The organism is Nonomuraea maheshkhaliensis (assembly GCF_039529435.1).
GTDB classification, from domain to species: Bacteria; Actinomycetota; Actinomycetes; order Streptosporangiales; family Streptosporangiaceae; genus Nonomuraea; species Nonomuraea maheshkhaliensis.
This window is the reverse complement of the sequence record NZ_BAAAMU010000013.1, coordinates 62691-77382: the sequence shown is the minus strand read 5'-3', so window position 1 is coordinate 77382 and position 14692 is coordinate 62691. Positions and strand designations below refer to the sequence as shown.

The 14692-nt window shown below is 71.5% G+C and carries 16 protein-coding genes and 2 pseudogenes; 13 read left to right on the top strand and 5 right to left on the bottom strand.

What is annotated here, in order from left to right; translation table 11 throughout:
• Positions 1 to 33: 33 nt before the first annotated feature.
• The 5 genes from ABFX54_RS11650 to ABFX54_RS11630 all read left to right on the top strand — a co-directional run bounded on the left by ABFX54_RS11650 (position 34) and on the right by ABFX54_RS11630 (position 3838).
• The gene (locus tag ABFX54_RS11650; RefSeq protein ID WP_346104024.1) at positions 34 to 318 is read left to right on the top strand and encodes a recombinase family protein; all 285 of its coding nucleotides are present in this window, start codon (positions 34 to 36) and stop codon (positions 316 to 318) included.
• 60 nt (positions 319 to 378) lie between these two features.
• On the top strand, positions 379 to 1005 hold the full coding sequence (locus ABFX54_RS11645) for a TetR/AcrR family transcriptional regulator (protein ID WP_346104022.1): 627 nt from the start codon (positions 379 to 381) through the stop codon (positions 1003 to 1005).
• Entirely contained in the window at positions 1002 to 1892 is an 891-nt protein-coding gene (locus ABFX54_RS11640; RefSeq protein WP_346104020.1) for an ABC transporter ATP-binding protein, read from the top strand. The genes ABFX54_RS11645 and ABFX54_RS11640 overlap by 4 nt, the downstream gene beginning before the upstream one ends.
• Entirely contained in the window at positions 1889 to 3472 is a 1584-nt protein-coding gene (locus ABFX54_RS11635) for an ABC transporter permease (RefSeq protein WP_346104018.1), read from the top strand. Before ABFX54_RS11640 ends, ABFX54_RS11635 begins: the two co-directional genes overlap by 4 nt.
• Before the next feature lie 126 nt (positions 3473 to 3598).
• Positions 3599 to 3838 carry an ArsR/SmtB family transcription factor gene (locus ABFX54_RS11630; RefSeq protein ID WP_346104016.1) on the top strand — a complete coding sequence of 80 codons (240 nt, stop codon included), beginning with the start codon at positions 3599 to 3601 and terminating at the stop codon, positions 3836 to 3838.
• Positions 3839 to 3847: 9 nt separating this feature from the next.
• Here ABFX54_RS11630 and ABFX54_RS11625 read toward each other — a convergent pair whose 3' ends face one another.
• Positions 3848 to 5338 (bottom strand): carboxylesterase/lipase family protein, encoded by a 1491-nt coding sequence (locus ABFX54_RS11625; protein WP_346104014.1) that lies wholly within the window; start codon positions 5336 to 5338, stop codon positions 3848 to 3850.
• A gap of 91 nt (positions 5339 to 5429) precedes the next feature.
• Here ABFX54_RS11625 and ABFX54_RS11620 point away from each other — a divergent pair, with 91 nt between their 5' ends.
• Positions 5430 to 6029: a TetR/AcrR family transcriptional regulator gene (locus ABFX54_RS11620; protein WP_346104013.1), complete on the top strand. Its 600-nt coding sequence runs from the start codon at positions 5430 to 5432 to the stop codon at positions 6027 to 6029.
• Positions 6030 to 6156: 127 nt separating this feature from the next.
• On the opposite strand, the gene ABFX54_RS11615 is transcribed toward ABFX54_RS11620, so the two are convergent.
• Together ABFX54_RS11615 and ABFX54_RS11610 are read right to left on the bottom strand one after the other, a co-directional pair.
• Positions 6157 to 6474, bottom strand: a complete 318-nt coding sequence (locus tag ABFX54_RS11615) for a cupin domain-containing protein (protein ID WP_346104012.1) — start codon at positions 6472 to 6474, stop codon at positions 6157 to 6159.
• Positions 6475 to 6629: 155 nt separating this feature from the next.
• Positions 6630 to 6701, bottom strand: a pseudogene (locus ABFX54_RS11610) (hypothetical protein); the annotation flags it as partial.
• Positions 6702 to 6849: 148 nt separating this feature from the next.
• On the opposite strand from ABFX54_RS11610, the gene ABFX54_RS11605 reads away from it, so the two are divergent.
• The 3 genes from ABFX54_RS11605 (at position 6850) to ABFX54_RS11595 (ending at position 11020) form a co-directional block, all read left to right on the top strand.
• Positions 6850 to 9840, top strand: coding sequence for an AfsR/SARP family transcriptional regulator (locus ABFX54_RS11605; RefSeq protein ID WP_346104010.1), 2991 nt, complete (start codon positions 6850 to 6852; stop codon positions 9838 to 9840).
• 193 nt (positions 9841 to 10033) lie between these two features.
• The gene (locus ABFX54_RS11600; RefSeq protein ID WP_346104008.1) at positions 10034 to 10264 is read left to right on the top strand and encodes a hypothetical protein; all 231 of its coding nucleotides are present in this window, start codon (positions 10034 to 10036) and stop codon (positions 10262 to 10264) included.
• Between the two features lie 165 nt (positions 10265 to 10429).
• Entirely contained in the window at positions 10430 to 11020 is a 591-nt protein-coding gene (locus ABFX54_RS11595) for a DinB family protein (RefSeq protein ID WP_346104006.1), read from the top strand.
• Positions 11021 to 11027: 7 nt separating this feature from the next.
• Here ABFX54_RS11595 and ABFX54_RS11590 read toward each other — a convergent pair whose 3' ends face one another.
• A complete protein-coding gene (locus ABFX54_RS11590; protein WP_346104004.1) occupies positions 11028 to 12290 on the bottom strand; it encodes an MFS transporter in 1263 nt (420 codons plus the stop codon).
• Between the two features lie 249 nt (positions 12291 to 12539).
• Here ABFX54_RS11590 and ABFX54_RS56910 point away from each other — a divergent pair.
• The 4 genes and pseudogenes from ABFX54_RS56910 to ABFX54_RS11575 all read left to right on the top strand — a co-directional run.
• Positions 12540 to 12761 (top strand): annotated as a pseudogene (locus ABFX54_RS56910) (aminotransferase class V-fold PLP-dependent enzyme); the annotation flags it as partial.
• A gap of 101 nt (positions 12762 to 12862) precedes the next feature.
• The gene (locus ABFX54_RS11585) at positions 12863 to 13039 is read left to right on the top strand and encodes a hypothetical protein (RefSeq protein ID WP_346104002.1); all 177 of its coding nucleotides are present in this window, start codon (positions 12863 to 12865) and stop codon (positions 13037 to 13039) included.
• A 134-nt stretch (positions 13040 to 13173) separates the two neighbouring features.
• The gene (locus tag ABFX54_RS11580; RefSeq protein WP_346104001.1) at positions 13174 to 13587 is read left to right on the top strand and encodes an ArsR/SmtB family transcription factor; all 414 of its coding nucleotides are present in this window, start codon (positions 13174 to 13176) and stop codon (positions 13585 to 13587) included.
• Positions 13587 to 14486 carry a cation diffusion facilitator family transporter gene (locus ABFX54_RS11575; RefSeq protein ID WP_346103999.1) on the top strand — a complete coding sequence of 300 codons (900 nt, stop codon included), beginning with the start codon at positions 13587 to 13589 and terminating at the stop codon, positions 14484 to 14486. Before ABFX54_RS11580 ends, ABFX54_RS11575 begins: the two co-directional genes overlap by 1 nt.
• Before the next feature lie 52 nt (positions 14487 to 14538).
• On the opposite strand, the gene ABFX54_RS11570 is transcribed toward ABFX54_RS11575, so the two are convergent.
• Positions 14539 to 14661 carry a hypothetical protein gene (locus ABFX54_RS11570; protein WP_346103997.1) on the bottom strand — a complete coding sequence of 41 codons (123 nt, stop codon included), beginning with the start codon at positions 14659 to 14661 and terminating at the stop codon, positions 14539 to 14541.
• Positions 14662 to 14692 lie beyond the last annotated feature (31 nt).

Genomic DNA, 14692 nt, shown 5'->3' with positions numbered 1-14692 from the left:
AGGTGCCGGCCTTTCCGTCGCCTTCCGCACCGCATGGAAAAGGAGTCGGGCAAGCGCGGTGTCGCGCGGCCGGCATGGGAGTCGCTCCTGGCGCTGCCCAAGGCGGGCGACACGCTGAAGTTCTGGAAATCCGACCGGTGGGGCCGCACAGCGGGACACGTGCTGACCACGGTCAACGAGCTGCGCGATCACGGTATCCACGGCCGTCCGACGGTTCCTCAACCCCGGGCTTCGCTGGAGGCGCGGCCGAGGCGGCGGCGGGCGGCCTCGACGGAGACGGCGGCGTTGGCCGGATCGGTGCGGAGGTCGTCGAGATGACGAGCGAGGGTAGGTTGAACATTTGCATGGCGACCAATACGTTTGTATAGACTCTTGGACGTGCGACCAATTTCTGAAGAGGACCTGACGACGCGCGCCCGCATCCGTGACGCTGCGATGGCGCTGTTCGCCGAGCAGGGGGTCAAGGCCACCACCATCCGTGGGATCGCCGAGGCCGCGAAAGTCTCGCCCGGCCTCGTGCAGCACCACTTCGGCACCAAGGAAGCGCTGAGGCAGGCTTGCGACGAGTACGTCCTCGGCTACCTGCGCGAGCAGGTCACCGCAGGCGTCACCGACCACAACCTGGACAAGCCCGAATTCATCGAGAACGTCCATCGAACCGCGCCGCCCCTGATGAAATACCTCGGCCGCGCGCTCGTGGACGGTTCCCCCGCGGCCGCCGCCATGTTCGACGGACTCGTCCGTGTGACGGAGGAGCATCTCGCCGACGACGACCGCTCCGAGGCCGACCATCGCGCCCGCGCGACCGTGCTGACCGCGATGAAGCTCGGCATCACCGTGCTGCACGAGCACGTCTCCCGCGCGCTGGGCACGGACCTGTACGCCCCGCAGGGCGCAGTACGCGTCGGCAAGGCCCAGCTCGATCTGATCAGACCGGAATTCGTCGGCCGCGAGCTGTTCGACCAGGCGCGGACGGGCCTTGAGAAGGTCGAGGGACAACGATGAACGCCGCAGTGCACGTGGGCGGTCTGGTCAAGAGCTTCGGCCGGGCCAAGGCCCTGGACGGGCTCGACCTCACCGTCAAGACGGGCGAGGTGCACGGCTTTCTCGGGCCCAACGGCGCCGGCAAGACCACCACCATCCGTATCCTGCTCGGCCAGATGCGCGCCGACGGCGGCCAGGTCGCGTTACTCGGCGGCGACCCCTGGCGCGACGCCACCGAACTGCACCGAAGGCTCGCCTACGTGCCCGGCGACGTCACCCTGTGGCCCTCGCTGACCGGCGGCGAGGTCATCGACCTGATGGGCAGGGCCCGCGGCGGCCTTGACCCCGGGCGGCGCGCCGAGCTGCTGGAGCGCTTCGAGCTCGACCCGCGCAAGAAGTGCCGTACCTACTCCAAGGGCAACCGGCAGAAGGTGGCGCTGGTGGCCGCGTTCGCGTCCGACGCCGAACTGCTGATCCTCGACGAGCCGACCTCGGGTCTGGACCCGCTCATGGAGGCGGTCTTCAACGAGTGCGTCCTGCGGGAGAAGCGCGGCGGCCGCACCGTGCTGCTGTCCAGCCACATCCTGTCGGAGGTGGAGACGCTGTGCGACCGCGTCAGCATCATCCGCGCCGGCCGTACCGTCGAGTCCGGCAGCCTGGCCGACCTGCGCCATCTCACCCGCACGTCGGTGACCGCCGAGCTGGTCGGGCCCGCTCCCGGGCTGGCCACCCTGCCCGGCGTGCACGATCTGACCGTGGACGGCGCGCGGCTGCGCTGCCAGGTCGACGGTGACGCGCTCACCGCCGTGCTCGCCGAGCTCGCCAGAGCGGGCGTACGCGCCTTGACCACGCAGCCGCCGACGCTGGAGGAACTGTTCCTGCGCCACTACGAGGGAGCCGCCAGATGACCGGCACCATGACCGGCACAGGGACACTGATCCGGCTCATTCTGCGCCGGGACCGCGTGCTGCTGCCGGTGTGGATCGTGATCAGCGCACTGCTGCCGGCGGGCATCGCCTCCGCCACCACCGACCTGTACGCCGACCAGCCCGCTCGCGACTCCTTCGCGGCCGCCTCGGCGGGCAACCCGGCGCAGCTGGCCATGCGCGGCCCCATCTACGACGCGAGCGTCGGCGGCCTGACCGCCTGGACGCTCGGCTCCTCCCTCGCGCTGTTCGGCGGGCTCGTCAGCATCCTGCTGGTGATCAGGCACACCCGGGCCGAGGAGGAGACCGGCCGACGCGAGCTGCTGGCCTCGGCTGTCATCGGCCGTCATGCCCCGCTGACCGCCGCGCTCGCGGCCGTGCTGGCCGCCAACCTGCTCCTGGGCCTGCTGTCGGTGCCCGCCCTGGTCGCGGGCGGCCTGCCCGCGGGTTCCTCGCTGCTGTTCGGGCTGTCCACGGCCGCGGGCGGCTGGGCGTTCGCGGCCGTGGCCGCCGTCACCGGGCAGCTCACCGCCTCCTCCGGGACGGCGCGCGGCATCGCGATCGCGGTCGGCGGCCTGCTGTTCGCGCTGCGCTCGCTGGCCGACGCCGGTCACGTCGGCTGGCTGGCTTGGGTGTCGCCGTTCGGCTGGGTCCGGCTGACCAGACCCTACGCCGGGGACCAGTGGTGGGTGCTGGGGCTGATCGCGGTGTTCGTCGCCGCGCTGACGGCGGTCGCGTTCGCGCTGTCCACACGGCGTGACGTGGCCGGCGGCCTGATTCCGGTCCGCCCCGGACCCGCCGGCGGGACCCTGCCGGGCGCGTTCAGCCTGGCCGCTCGCCTGCACCGCGGCACGCTCGCGGGCTTCGCGATCGGATTCGGAGCGCTGGGCGCTCTGCTCGGCGTGGCGGCACGCGGGCTGAACACCCAGCTGGACACGCCGCAGTTCCGGGAGCTGGCCGCGACTCTCGGTGGCGCCGAGGCTCGGCTCCCGGACGTGTTCTTCACGTTCGTGATGTACGTGCTCAGCCAGCTCGTCGCGGGAGCGGCACTGGTGTCGGCGCTGCGCGCCCGTACGGAGGAGGCGGCGGGCCGGGCCGAACTGCTGTTGTCCACCCCCGTCGGCCGGCTGCGCTGGGCGCTGAGCCACCTGGTACTCGCCGTCGTGAGCCCGGTGCTGCTGCTGACCGTGCTGGGCGCGGCGGCGGGGCTCACCTTCGACGGCGACGTGGCCCGCGTCATCGGGGCCACACTGGCCTACCTGCCCGCGGTCTGGACCATGACCGGGATCGCGACGCTGATGTTCGGCCTGCTGCCACGGCTGGCTGCGGCCGTGAGCTGGACCGCGCTCGGCCTCTTCCTGGTCGTGGACCTGCTGGCGGAATTCGAACTGGCCACCGGGATCGTTCTGGACCTTTCGCCGTTCGTACACGTGCCGGCCCTGTTGCTGAGCGGTGCCTCGTCACCGGTTGCGTCGCTGCTGGGGCTGACCGTGGTAGCCATCACCCTGACCACGGCGGGGCTGGCGTTCCTGCGCCGCCGCGACCTGATGCCCTCCGCCTGAACAGCCCGGGGAGGCGCTGATGGCCGACAGCCGGCTGTGTTCATCCTGTCGATGCCGGTGAGAAGTGACGACTGGCTAGGAAGGTCCTCGCGGCCCCGGCCGACCCGGCGAGACTGCTGGCCGTGCGTGCCCTGGACCAGGTGGGGGAATCGCCCTGCACCCGGCTCCAGCAGGCGGCCCGGCCTGACGATCAGCCGGTCCACCTTCTCCCACCACCAGCGGGTGCTGCGCGAGGCCGGGGTGATCCAGGTCAGGGTGCGCGGCTCCCAGCGCATCCTGAGCCTGCGCCGCGACGACCTGGACACGTGCTTCCCCGGCCTGCTGGACGCCGTGCTCGACACCACCCCCGGACTCATCGAGACCTGACCCGGACGATCACGAGAGATCGAAGGGGGCGGGGAAGTGGCCTTCCCAGATCTGGCGGGAGGCCTGTTCGGGGTAGGGCAGAGTCTTCGGCTCGGTGTCCAGGACGCGGGTGAGGTGCTCGCCGGGCCGGTGGGCGGACCAGCCCGCGTCGCCGGTGGTGACGAAGCGGACCCATGCCTCCTGCAGTTCGCGGGAGAGCGCGACGGCCTCGGGAGTGGGCTCCTCGCCGATGAGCTGGGTGCCGACGGGGCTGTCCAGCGTGCCGAACGCCAGCGGCACGTCGAGGCTGTGGCAGGCGCCCAGGATGCCGCCGAGGGCCGGGGCGACCCAGCACAGTTCGAACAGGTACGAGGTGCCGCCGGTTGCGGTGTTCGCCTCGGCCAGCTTCTGTGACGGCATGCGGAAAAGGGCGTCGGAGTACACCGTCTCCACCAGCTCCTCCGGGCCTGCCTGCGGGAACGCGGCACGGTAGGCCCTGGCGCCGTCCGGCCGCGGGGCGAGCAGTTCCAGGGCCGCGTGGGCGTCCTCCTCGGTGAAGGTGCCGTACCGTCCGCTCATGACGCTGAAGTACCGGAATTCGTCCCGGGCGTGGCCGACGAGCAGTTCGGTCCCGCTCGCGCGCGCGCCGGTCAGCGCGGGCCAGGGCGTTTCCGGGAGGACCTCGCCGTCGACGACGGGGCACAGCGCGGTGCCGGCCTCCGTGAGGCGTCCCCAGCTCTCCCGGTGCGCGTGGAGGCCGGCGTTGAAGGAGGTGAGCTCGGCGGCCAGGTGCCATGGGTCGATGTCGCGCAGGGCCTCGGCGGTGGGGCCCGCCGCGCCGAGCCGGTCCGCGAACGCGGCGGTGACCTGCCGTGCCAGCGCGGGGGTGCTGTGCAGCCCCGGCACCGAATGGGCGATGGCCCGCCGGAACAGGCCGCGCGCGGACTTCATCGTCAGCAGGGCGGCGACCGACCCTGCCCCGGCGGACACCCCGGCCACGGTGACCCGGCCGGGGTCGCCTCCGAAGGCGGCGATGTTGCGCTGCACCCACTCCAGCGCCGCGATCTGGTCGAGGAATCCGCGGTTGGGCGGCGCGTCGTCGAGGAACGCGAAACCCTCCGCGCCCACGCGGCAGTTGATGGTCACCACGACGAGTCCCGCCTCGGCCAGCGCTGCCGGGTCGAACATCGGGTCGCTCGACGCCGCCGAGAGGTAGCCGCCCACGGGGATCCACACCAGCACCGGCAGTCCCGCGCCGCCGGGATCAGGAGTGCCGATGTTGAGCGTCAGCCAGTCGGGGCCCTGCGGGGGCACGTCGATCGGCAGGGACAGCGGCACCACGGGGCCGAACTCGACCGCCTGCCTCGTCCCCTCCCAGCGGTGCGGCGGTGCGGGCGCGGCGAAGCGGAGCGCTCCGACCGGGGGCCGGGCGTAGGGGATGCCGCGGAACACCGCGTGCCCCTGCCGCCGGAGCCCCTGCACCACGCCTTCCGTGGTCCGCACCTTTGGCTGTTCGGACATGACGACTCCTTCCCTCAAGCGGACCCCAGGATTATGGGTCAGGTGTATTATGTCAACTGTATTGGAAAGGGGCGCGAGGGAGGGACCGGCGATGCCGAAACAGGTGGATCACCGCGAACGCCGCGAAGCGATCGCCCGCGCACTGTGGCGGGTCGTGGAGCGGCGCGGTGTCACACAGCTGACGATGCGCGTGGTGGCGCAGGAGGCGGGCATGTCACTCGGGCAGCTGCAGCACTACTTCGCCTCCCGGACCGCCATGCTCTCCTTCGCCATGGACTTCGCGTCCGAGCAGACCTCGGTGCGCGTACAGCAGGGGCTCGAAAAGCTCGGTGACCGTCCGCACCCCCGTGACGTGCTGCGACTGACGCTCGCGGAAATGCTCCCCCTGCATGCCGACGCCCGCGCGACCAGCCGGATGAGCGCCGCCTACGTCCTGGAGGCGCTGCACGACGAGGCCGTGCACGAGCGGGCGCGCCGCGGTCTGGTCCAAGGGCGGGCCCTCGTCGAGCAGCTGGTCCGCCAGGCGATCGCCGACGGGCACATCGACTCCGGCCGCGACCCGGCGACCGAGACCAACCTGCTTCTCGCCCTCACCGGCTTCACCACCCTGATCGAACTCGAGGTGATCGAGCCCCAGGACGCGCTCGCCGCGATCGACGTACATCTGGACCGGCTGTTCAGGAGTACGTGACCTGCCCCCGGACACGAGGGCAGGTGGGGACAAGATCGGCTTTGCACGCTACGGGTTGCGAGTTCGCGAATCAGGATATGGGCGGGTCTGCACGCTTCGACGGGAGCGTGTGCGTCGCGGCTTGTTGTTAGCGGTCCGGCGTGGGTCGGCCGGCTTGTGGGTTGGGGCCGGGCATCCGGGTGACCTGGTGTTTGGCCAGTTCGGGGATGAGGGTGGCGAGTTCCTCGGGGCCCCAGATCGGTGCGGGCTTGCCGGGCACGGGATCGATGCCGTTGTCGAGCCAGAATTGTTCGTGACCGGCGGGGAGCATGAAGGTGAGCAGCCGGCCGGGCAGTTTTCCGGTGTTGGTGAAGCCGTGTCGGTTGCCGCGGGGGACGAAGATGGCGTCTTTGCGCGTCCAGCGCGGGTCGTCCTGATCGGGGATGGGAGGCGGGGTGCAGGTCATGCCGTCTCCTCGGTGGTGTCGAGCAGCCGGCGTAGCCAGGTTTTGCGTGCGTCGAGCATGCGGGCGGTGAGCGCAGCATGGGGTGCCATGGTGTCGAAGGTGTGGAAACCGCCCGGCCAGACGTGCAGTTCGGCTTGGACGCCGGCCGCCCACAGCGCGGAGGCGTACGCGACGTCCTCGTCCCGGAAGACTTCGGCCGAGCCGCAGTCGAGAGAGGTGACCGGCAGGCCGCCCAGGTGCTCGGCGCGGGCCGGGGCGCGTAGATGGAGACTTCGCCGGTGCCGCGGCGCTCGCCCGCAGGTCGGAGCCGGCTGATCCTGTCAGCCGCGTAAGGCACGTTGACGCTCATCCGTTCCCCTGATAGTCGGTGGTGGTGTGGCCCGTGTCGAAGGTTCGCTGCCCGCCTTCGAGGTGCTCGGCTCGTTGCGGGTGTGGATGGACGGCCAGGAGCGTGCGGTGTCCCGGCCGGCGGTGCGTCGACTGCTGGGCGCGTTGCTGCTCACGCCGGGCCGGCTGGTGGATCGGGCGCGGTTGATCGCGTTTGTCTGGGGGCCGTCGGGGTGTGAGCCTGCGGCGTTGCACAGCGCTGTGTACCGGCTGCGGGAGTGGCTGAGGCCGACCGGTATCGCGATCGTGCGGGAAGGCGATGGCTACCGCATCCAGGCCCCGCCGGAGCGGGTGGACGCGTCCTGTTTCCGTCTCGCCGTCGCCGGCGCGCGCGAGGAAGCGGATCCGGATCGCCGGACGGATGTGTTGCTGGCAGCGCTCGATTTGTGGCGGGGGCCGGTGCTGGGCACGGACCTGGAGTGGCCCCACGAGCTACCCGCGGTCGCGGAACTGCGGCAGGCCAGGATCGATGGTGCGCGGGACCTGGCGGAGGCCGCCATCGGTTGCGGGCGTGCCGCCGATGCCGTCGACCCTCTGCGGCGGCTGGCCGAGGCGTTGCCCTACGACGAGTCCGTTCACACCCAGCTGATCACGCTGCTCGGGCACGCCGACCGGCGTGCCGAAGGGTTGCGCCGCTATGAGCAGATCCGGCGCCACCTGGCCGACGACCTCGGGGTGGACCCGGGCCCGGGGCTGCGCCGGGCACATCTGGCCCTGCTCGGCGACGATCTGCCGACGCCCGGCCCGCCGCCGTCGTCGGTCTGCCTGCTACCGGGCGACCTGCCCGACTTCACCGGCCGCGAGGCGGAGCTGGAGCGCATCACCACGGCGTTGTCGGCCGAGCCCGGCACCCTGTCCACCCCGTCCATGGTGGCGATCTGCGGCATGCCGGGGGTCGGCAAGACCGCCCTGGCCCTGCGAGCCGGCCACCGGCTGCGCGGCCGGTTCCCGGACGGGCAGCTGTTCGCCGATCTGAGCGGGGCCGACGGCCGCTCTGCCGACGTGGCCCAGGTGCTGGGACGCTGGCTACGGGTGCTGGGCGAGCAGCCGCACGCCATCCCCGACGACCCGGCCGAGCGCGCCGAGTTGCTGCGTGTGCGGCTGGCCGGTCGCCGAGTGCTGGTCGTGCTGGACAACGTCGCCGACACGGTCCAGATCCAGCCGCTGCTGCCTGCCGGCCCCTCGTGCGCGGCCCTGCTGACCAGCCGGTCCGATCTCGCGGCGCTGTTCGGCATGACCCGCATCAAGTTGCCCGTCATGCCGCTACCGGAGGCGGTCGCGTTGCTGGGGCGTCTGATCGGCGGCGCCCGTACGGAGGCCGAGCCCGATCAGGTGCGGCGGCTCATCGAGGGGTGCGGCCGCCTGCCGCTGGCCTTGCGGATCGCCGGGGCGCGGCTGGCGGCCCGCCCGCACTGGACTGTGGCGCGCCTGGCCGACCAGCTCGAACGGGCCCATCGTCCGCTCGATCACCTGGCCCTGGGCGCGATGGAGGTGCGCGCTGTCCTGGCCGTCGGCTACCGCGCGCTCGATGCGCCCGAGCGCCGCCTGCTCCGGCTGTTCGGCCTGCTGGAGGCGCCCGATATCGCGGCCTGGGTCGCCGCCGCGCTCCTGGACGGACCGCTGGCCGAGGCCGAGGAAGTGCTGGAGCGCCTGGCGGACGCGCAGTTACTGGAGGCGGTACGGTCCCCGGCGGGTGAGCAGGTCCGCTACCGCCCGCACGATCTGGTCCGCGCGTTCGCCCGGGAACGCGCCGAGGCCGAAGAACCGCCGGCGAGCCGAGAAGCCGCCCTGCTGCGCGCCCTGGGCGGCTGGCTGGCGCTGACCGAGGACGCCTACGACGCGCTGTGGGGTGGCGGCTATATCGCGCTGCATGGACAGGCTGCCCGGTGGCGGGCGCGGGAGGGCGTCGACCTGGTGGCCGACCCGCTGGGCTGGTACGACAGCGAGCGGGTCAACATCGTGGCGGCGGTCGAGCAGGCCGCGCGGATCGGAGCCGTCGAGTTGTGCTGGGATCTGGCCGGTTCGGCTGTGCCCTTGTTCGAGGCCCGTTCGCATCACGACGAGTGGCGGCGGACGCACGCCGTCGCTCTGGCGGCGGCGCTGCGCGCGGGTGATGACTGGGGCGCGGCGCTGACGAGCGCGAACGAGGCGATGCTGGACAGCCACCACCGGGGCGACTATGAGCGTGCCCGCGCGAAGCTGGCCACGGCCATGAAGCTGTGCGAGCGGACCGGTAACCGAGGCGGCTGGGTTCTGGCGCACACGTTGGACGCCCGGATCGATCTGATGCAGGGCCGTTTCGATGACGTCCTGGCCCGGTACGAGCGGACCCTGGCCCACATGCGGGAGGTGGAGGACCGCGGAGGCCAGTTTCTGTCGCTGGGCGACATCGGCGAGTTGCACCTCGTCCAGGGCCGCCCGGATCTGGCTCTGCCCGTCATGGAGCGGGCCTTCGAACTGGCCCACACCGCCCCTGCGTTCGGCCCGCACCTGCGTGCCAGGTCGCTGTGGTTCGTCGGGGAGGCCAGGCTGGCGATGGGTGACCTCGACGGTGCCGAGGACGTTCTGACCGAGGCCCGCCGGCATGCGGAACAGGTGCGCACTCCGCGGTTGCTGGTGTTCGTGCTGCACGGCCTCGGGCTGATCCGGCTGCTTCGCGACCGCCTGCCGGAGGCCGAGCCGCTGCTGAGCCGCGCCCTCACCTTGTCCGTGGACATCGGCGAGCCGGTGGCCCAGGTGCGCGTTCTGCGGACTCTGGGCAAGCTCCATCGCCGCCGGGGCGACGCCGACCGGGCCGCCCACTGCTTCACCGAGGCCCTGGCAGTGAGCCGGAGCATGCGGGCACTGCTGTGGGAGGTGCGTGTGCTCAGCGACTTCGCGGCCCTGCACGAGGAGACGGGCGATGTCGAGGCCGCGGCGGCCGAACGGCTCCAGGTCCAGGCCCTGATACAGCGGAGCGACCACTACGCCGCCGGGTGAGAGCCTGGTCAGTTCTTGGTGAGTCCGGCTTGCCAGCATCGTCAATGCACACCTGAACGAGCGAACGCCGGATCGGTCAGCGCACATGGCGCAGGTGAGGGCGCAGGTCGCCGGCGTCCCAGCGTCGCGAGCATGTCGGCGTGCGCACGTACGGCTTTTCGTTCCGACCCTGACGACCATCCAGGAGAGCACCATGCATCCAGACCTGTACCTGTGGGCCGAACGCGTGCGCGCCCGTGAGCTGCGGGAGGAGGCCGACCGGCAGCGCAGAGCGCTCCTGGTCGCCCGCCCGTCGGTCATCAGCGCCATCGCCGAGCGGCTCGGATGGGTGCTGGTGAGGACGGGCCTTCGGCTGGTGGACCGCCACGCCTGCGGGCCACCAGGGTCCGGCTTCGGAAGCCCGCAGCCCGATTCGAGGAGATGATTGCGATATATCACAGGGAGTTACCTGGGCTCATCGCACGAACCCTGAACTGAAGGCCCAGTCCCGTGCCTGCCGCCGAACCCGGAGCTCGCGGGCCGGACCGGGGCGCGGCCGGTCACGGAAGGGATTTGGCGAGTACGAGCGGCTATGGCAGGCTCATGCCGCATGATCGATGATTTCGCGAAAGATCACCTGCACGGGAGACTGCGGCGGGATCGCAAGGTGCTGGTCTGGAAGCTCGACGGGCTGTCCGAGTACGACGCCCGCCGGCCCCTGACGGCGACCGGCACCAACCTCCTCGGCCTGGTCAAACACGTGGCCAGCATTGAGGCCAGGTACTTCGGCGAGGTCTTCGGCCGCCCTTCACCCGAGCCGCTGCCCCGGTGGCAGGACTCCGACGGCAGCGATCTGTGGGCGGCCGAGGACGAGACCCGCGACCAGATCATCGGGTTCTACCGGCGTACGTGGGAACACTCCGACGCGACGATCAGCGAGCTGCCCCTCGACGCCCCCGGCCACGTGCCGTGGTGGCCGGCGCCTCACGACGACACGAACCTGTTCGCCGTCCTAATCCATGTCCTCGGCGAGTCCATCCGGCATGCCGGGCACGCCGACATCCTGCGCGAGGGTCTCGACGGCCGGACCGGGCTGCGTCCCGAGCACGACACGCGGATCGACGAAGCAGCCCGTGCGGCCTACCGGGCGAAGATCGACCAGGCCGCCAGGACGGCCTGGTCAGGCGTACGCGGCCTCTAGGCAAGAGCTACTTGCCCGTTCGGGGCAGCACCATCCTGGACGCGTCGACCAGGAGGAGGCCGGCGACCCCGATGATCGGGAGCAGGGTGAGCTGCCAGAAGCCGGCGCCGTCCCAGCCGAGCGAGCCCACCAGGCGGGCGAACAGCAGCCCGGAGAAGGCGGCGGCGACGTAGTACGTGAGGATGAACAGGCCGGCGCCGCGCCCGACGTGGTGCGGGCGGACGGCTCGCTGCATGGCCGTGCTGCAGTTGGTGAACAGGAAACCGCTGGCGAACGTCCCCATCAGGAACGACAGCAGGTACTGGGTGGGTGCCGAGGTGGCGATCTGGTACATCAGGTACGCGGTGACGCCGGTGGCGACCATGGCGAACATCAGCAGGCGGGCCTGGTTGAACCGGTCGCCGAGCCAGCCGGCCGGCAGGGCCATCATGGCGCCGAGGCCGCCCATGGACACGGCGAACGCGGCCTGGTCGGGCGCGAAGCCGAGCGCCTCGCGCAGGAAGGTCGGGTAGAGGCCGAGGTAGCCGTAGAAGACCAGGCCGGAGACGGCGCAGGCGATGCCGATGCCGAGCGTGTTGCGGTTGTACGGGGAGGCCGGCACGTGCTCGTACGACGCCCCGGTCGTCTCCGCGGCGGTGCCGGTGACCGCCTCGGTCATCCGGCGTGAGACCGTCGCCGCGATGAGCAGGCTCATGAGCAGGCCGGCGGCGGCGAACAGGAAGAACGGCGCCCGCCAGGTCCCCCAGCTGTCGGCCAGCCCGTTGCCGAAGAGCGGGCCGAGGAAGACGCCGAGGCCGAAGGCCACGCCGACGACGCCGGCGGCCAGCGCGCGGCGGTGGAAGAAGAACGCGCCGATCACGGCGTACAGGGCGGTGGCCTGGATGCCCTCGCCGACGCCGGAGACCAGCCGGTAGATGCTCATGTCGACGAATCCCACGGCCAGCGGTATGGCGAGGGTGCCGAGCGAGTAGATGAGCACGCTGACGACCACGATGGCCTTGCGGGAGAGCCGGTCGGCCAGGTAGCCGGCCGGCGGCCCGGCGAGGGCGAGGCCGAGGGTGAAGCCGGTGGCCAGGAGCCCGCCCTGTTCGAGGGAGAAGCCGAGCTCGTTCCGGATCTCGGGCAGGAGGGGGTAGAAGATCTGCCGGTCCATCGCGTTGAGCATGTACGAGGCGCACAGGACCGCGAAGCCGATCGCGATGGAGGCCTTCGTCAGATGGTCGGAGTCGGAGCTCGTAGGGGCGCTCCCGCCCTCGGTGGCGCTGCTCATCAAGTGGCTCCTCTGTGGCGCAGGGGGTGAACCCTCGTCCGGCCCAGCTCCACCGGACAACCGTCCGTAGAGCGGTCGGCATTGGGTTGGCCTCAGAATGATGCGTGGTGAGGCGCCTGTCAAGGGGGTGTTGGGGCTTGTGAGGGGCACAAAGGGCACTGGGGCGGACGGGTGTCCGCCCAGCGGCACACCCAGCGCTAGGCATGGCGTCGCGCGGGCGGGAACCGGCTGCGCCCCGGAGACGGCGTCATGTACGCCGATTTCGACTATCACAGCGGCCAGTACGCCATGAACTGGCTCAAATGTCGCCGCGGCGTGCACGTCGTCGCCATCGTCACGCCCGAGCCCGCGACCCGCCAGGCCGTGCTGGACACCTACGAACGCGCCCTGCGCGACCACCCCGCGGTCAAGCTGCTCCCGCTCAGCCACATGAACAACCGCACCGGCCTGGTCGCCCCCGTCCGCGAGATCGTCGCCATGGCCCGGCGCCGCGGCGTCGACGTGATCGTGGACGCCGCGCATTCTTGGGTTAGCTCGACTCCACCCTCGCCGGCCTCGACGCGGACTTCGCCGTGTTCTCCCTGCACAAGTGGATGGGCGTGCCGCTCGGAGCCGGGTTCCTCCACATCCGCGAGCCCCGCCCGGCCGACATCGATCCCGCCTACGCCGACGAGACCTATCCGGCCACCGACATCCGCTCCCGTGTGCACCCCGGCACCGAATCTTCACCGTCGCCCGCAAGGGCATGATCGGTGGCGACGCCGTCCGCGTAGCCCCGGCCCTGTTCACCTCCGAGGCCGACGTCGACCGCCTCACGACGGCCCTGCGGGACCTCTCACGGCGCCCTTGACACGCGGATCAGACATCCTATTATCTTGCTCATATGAACAGTTCTTCAGATGGCAGGTTGTTGACGGTGGACGGCTGCACCGTCCGGGTGGTGGACGCCGACCGGGTCATCGCCGTCTCGGAGCGGATGCCCTCCGCGGCGGACCTCACCGACACCGCCGACGTCTTCGGGCTGCTGTCCGACCCCAACCGGCTGCGGCTGCTGGTGGCGCTGCTGGACGGCGAGCTGTGCGTGTGCGACCTGGCGGCGGTGACCGGGCAGAGCGAGTCGGCCGTCTCCCACGCCCTTCGGCTGCTGCGCGCGCACCGCATCGTGGCCGCCCGCCGCAGCGGCCGGATGGCGTACTACCGGCTGGAGGACCCGCACGTACGGATGCTGCTCGACCTCGCGCTCGCCCACACCGAGCACACCGAGGCCATCCACCCCGAACGCGAGGGGACCACCTGATGGGCGCCGGACACGGACACGGGCACGCGGCCGGCAGGCATCGGTGGCGGCTGGCGGTCTCCTTCGCCCTGATCGGCGGCTTCTTCGTGGTCGAGCTGGTCTTCGGCCTGCTGTCGGGCTCACTGGCGCTGCTGTCGGACGCGGGGCACATGGCCGCCGACGTGGTCACCCTCGGCGCCGCGCTGATCGCCACCAAGATCGCCACCCGCCCCGACACCACCGGCCGCCGCAGCTACGGCTCCTACCGGGCCGAGGTGTTCGCCTCGCTGCTGGCCGTCGTGCTGATGCTGGGCGTCGCGCTCTACGTCGTGGCCGAGGCCATCGGCCGCATCGGCGGGCCCGCCGAGGTGTCGTCCGGCCCGATGCTGATCGTCGGCGCCCTCGGCCTGATCGTCAACGTGATCGCGCTGCTCCTGCTGCGCGCGGGGGCCGGGGAGAGCCTCAACGTCAAGGGCGCCTACCTGGAGGTGGTCGCCGACACCGCCGGCTCCGTGGGGGTGATCGCGGCCGGCTGGCTGATCGCGGCGACCGGGCAGGCGTTCTGGGACACCGTGATCGCCCTGGCCATCGGCGCGTTCGTCGCCGTACGGTCGATCTCGCTCGGCCGTCAGGTGTTCGCCGTGCTGGGCCAGCACGTGCCCGAGAACGTCGACGCGGCCGCGGTCGCCGCCGACCTGGCCGCCATCGAGGGTGTACGCGACGTGCACGACCTGCACCTGTGGACGCTCACCTCCGGCATGAACGTGGCCACCGCCCACCTGGTCACCGCCGACGCCGGCGATCACCACGCCGTCCTGGACCAGGCTCGTGACCTGCTGCGCCGCCGCCACGGCGTCGCCCACGCCACGCTGCAGGTCGAGCCCGCCGACCACCACGGCTGCGACGAACTGAACTGGTGACCGGCTGGCCCGACGAACGCCCGGACCTGCCTGCGCGGCGGGACTGAGTCGCTCACCGATCCGCGCGGTTGAGGGCCGGCAGAGGGTCGGCGGCGTGCACGTCGAGGTTGATGTCTCCGGCCGAGGACGTCAGCTGGTGGGCGCCGTCGATGGCCCGCGAGATCGCCGGCGCCATGGCTGAGCGCTGCCCGAGCGTCTGACCGAGC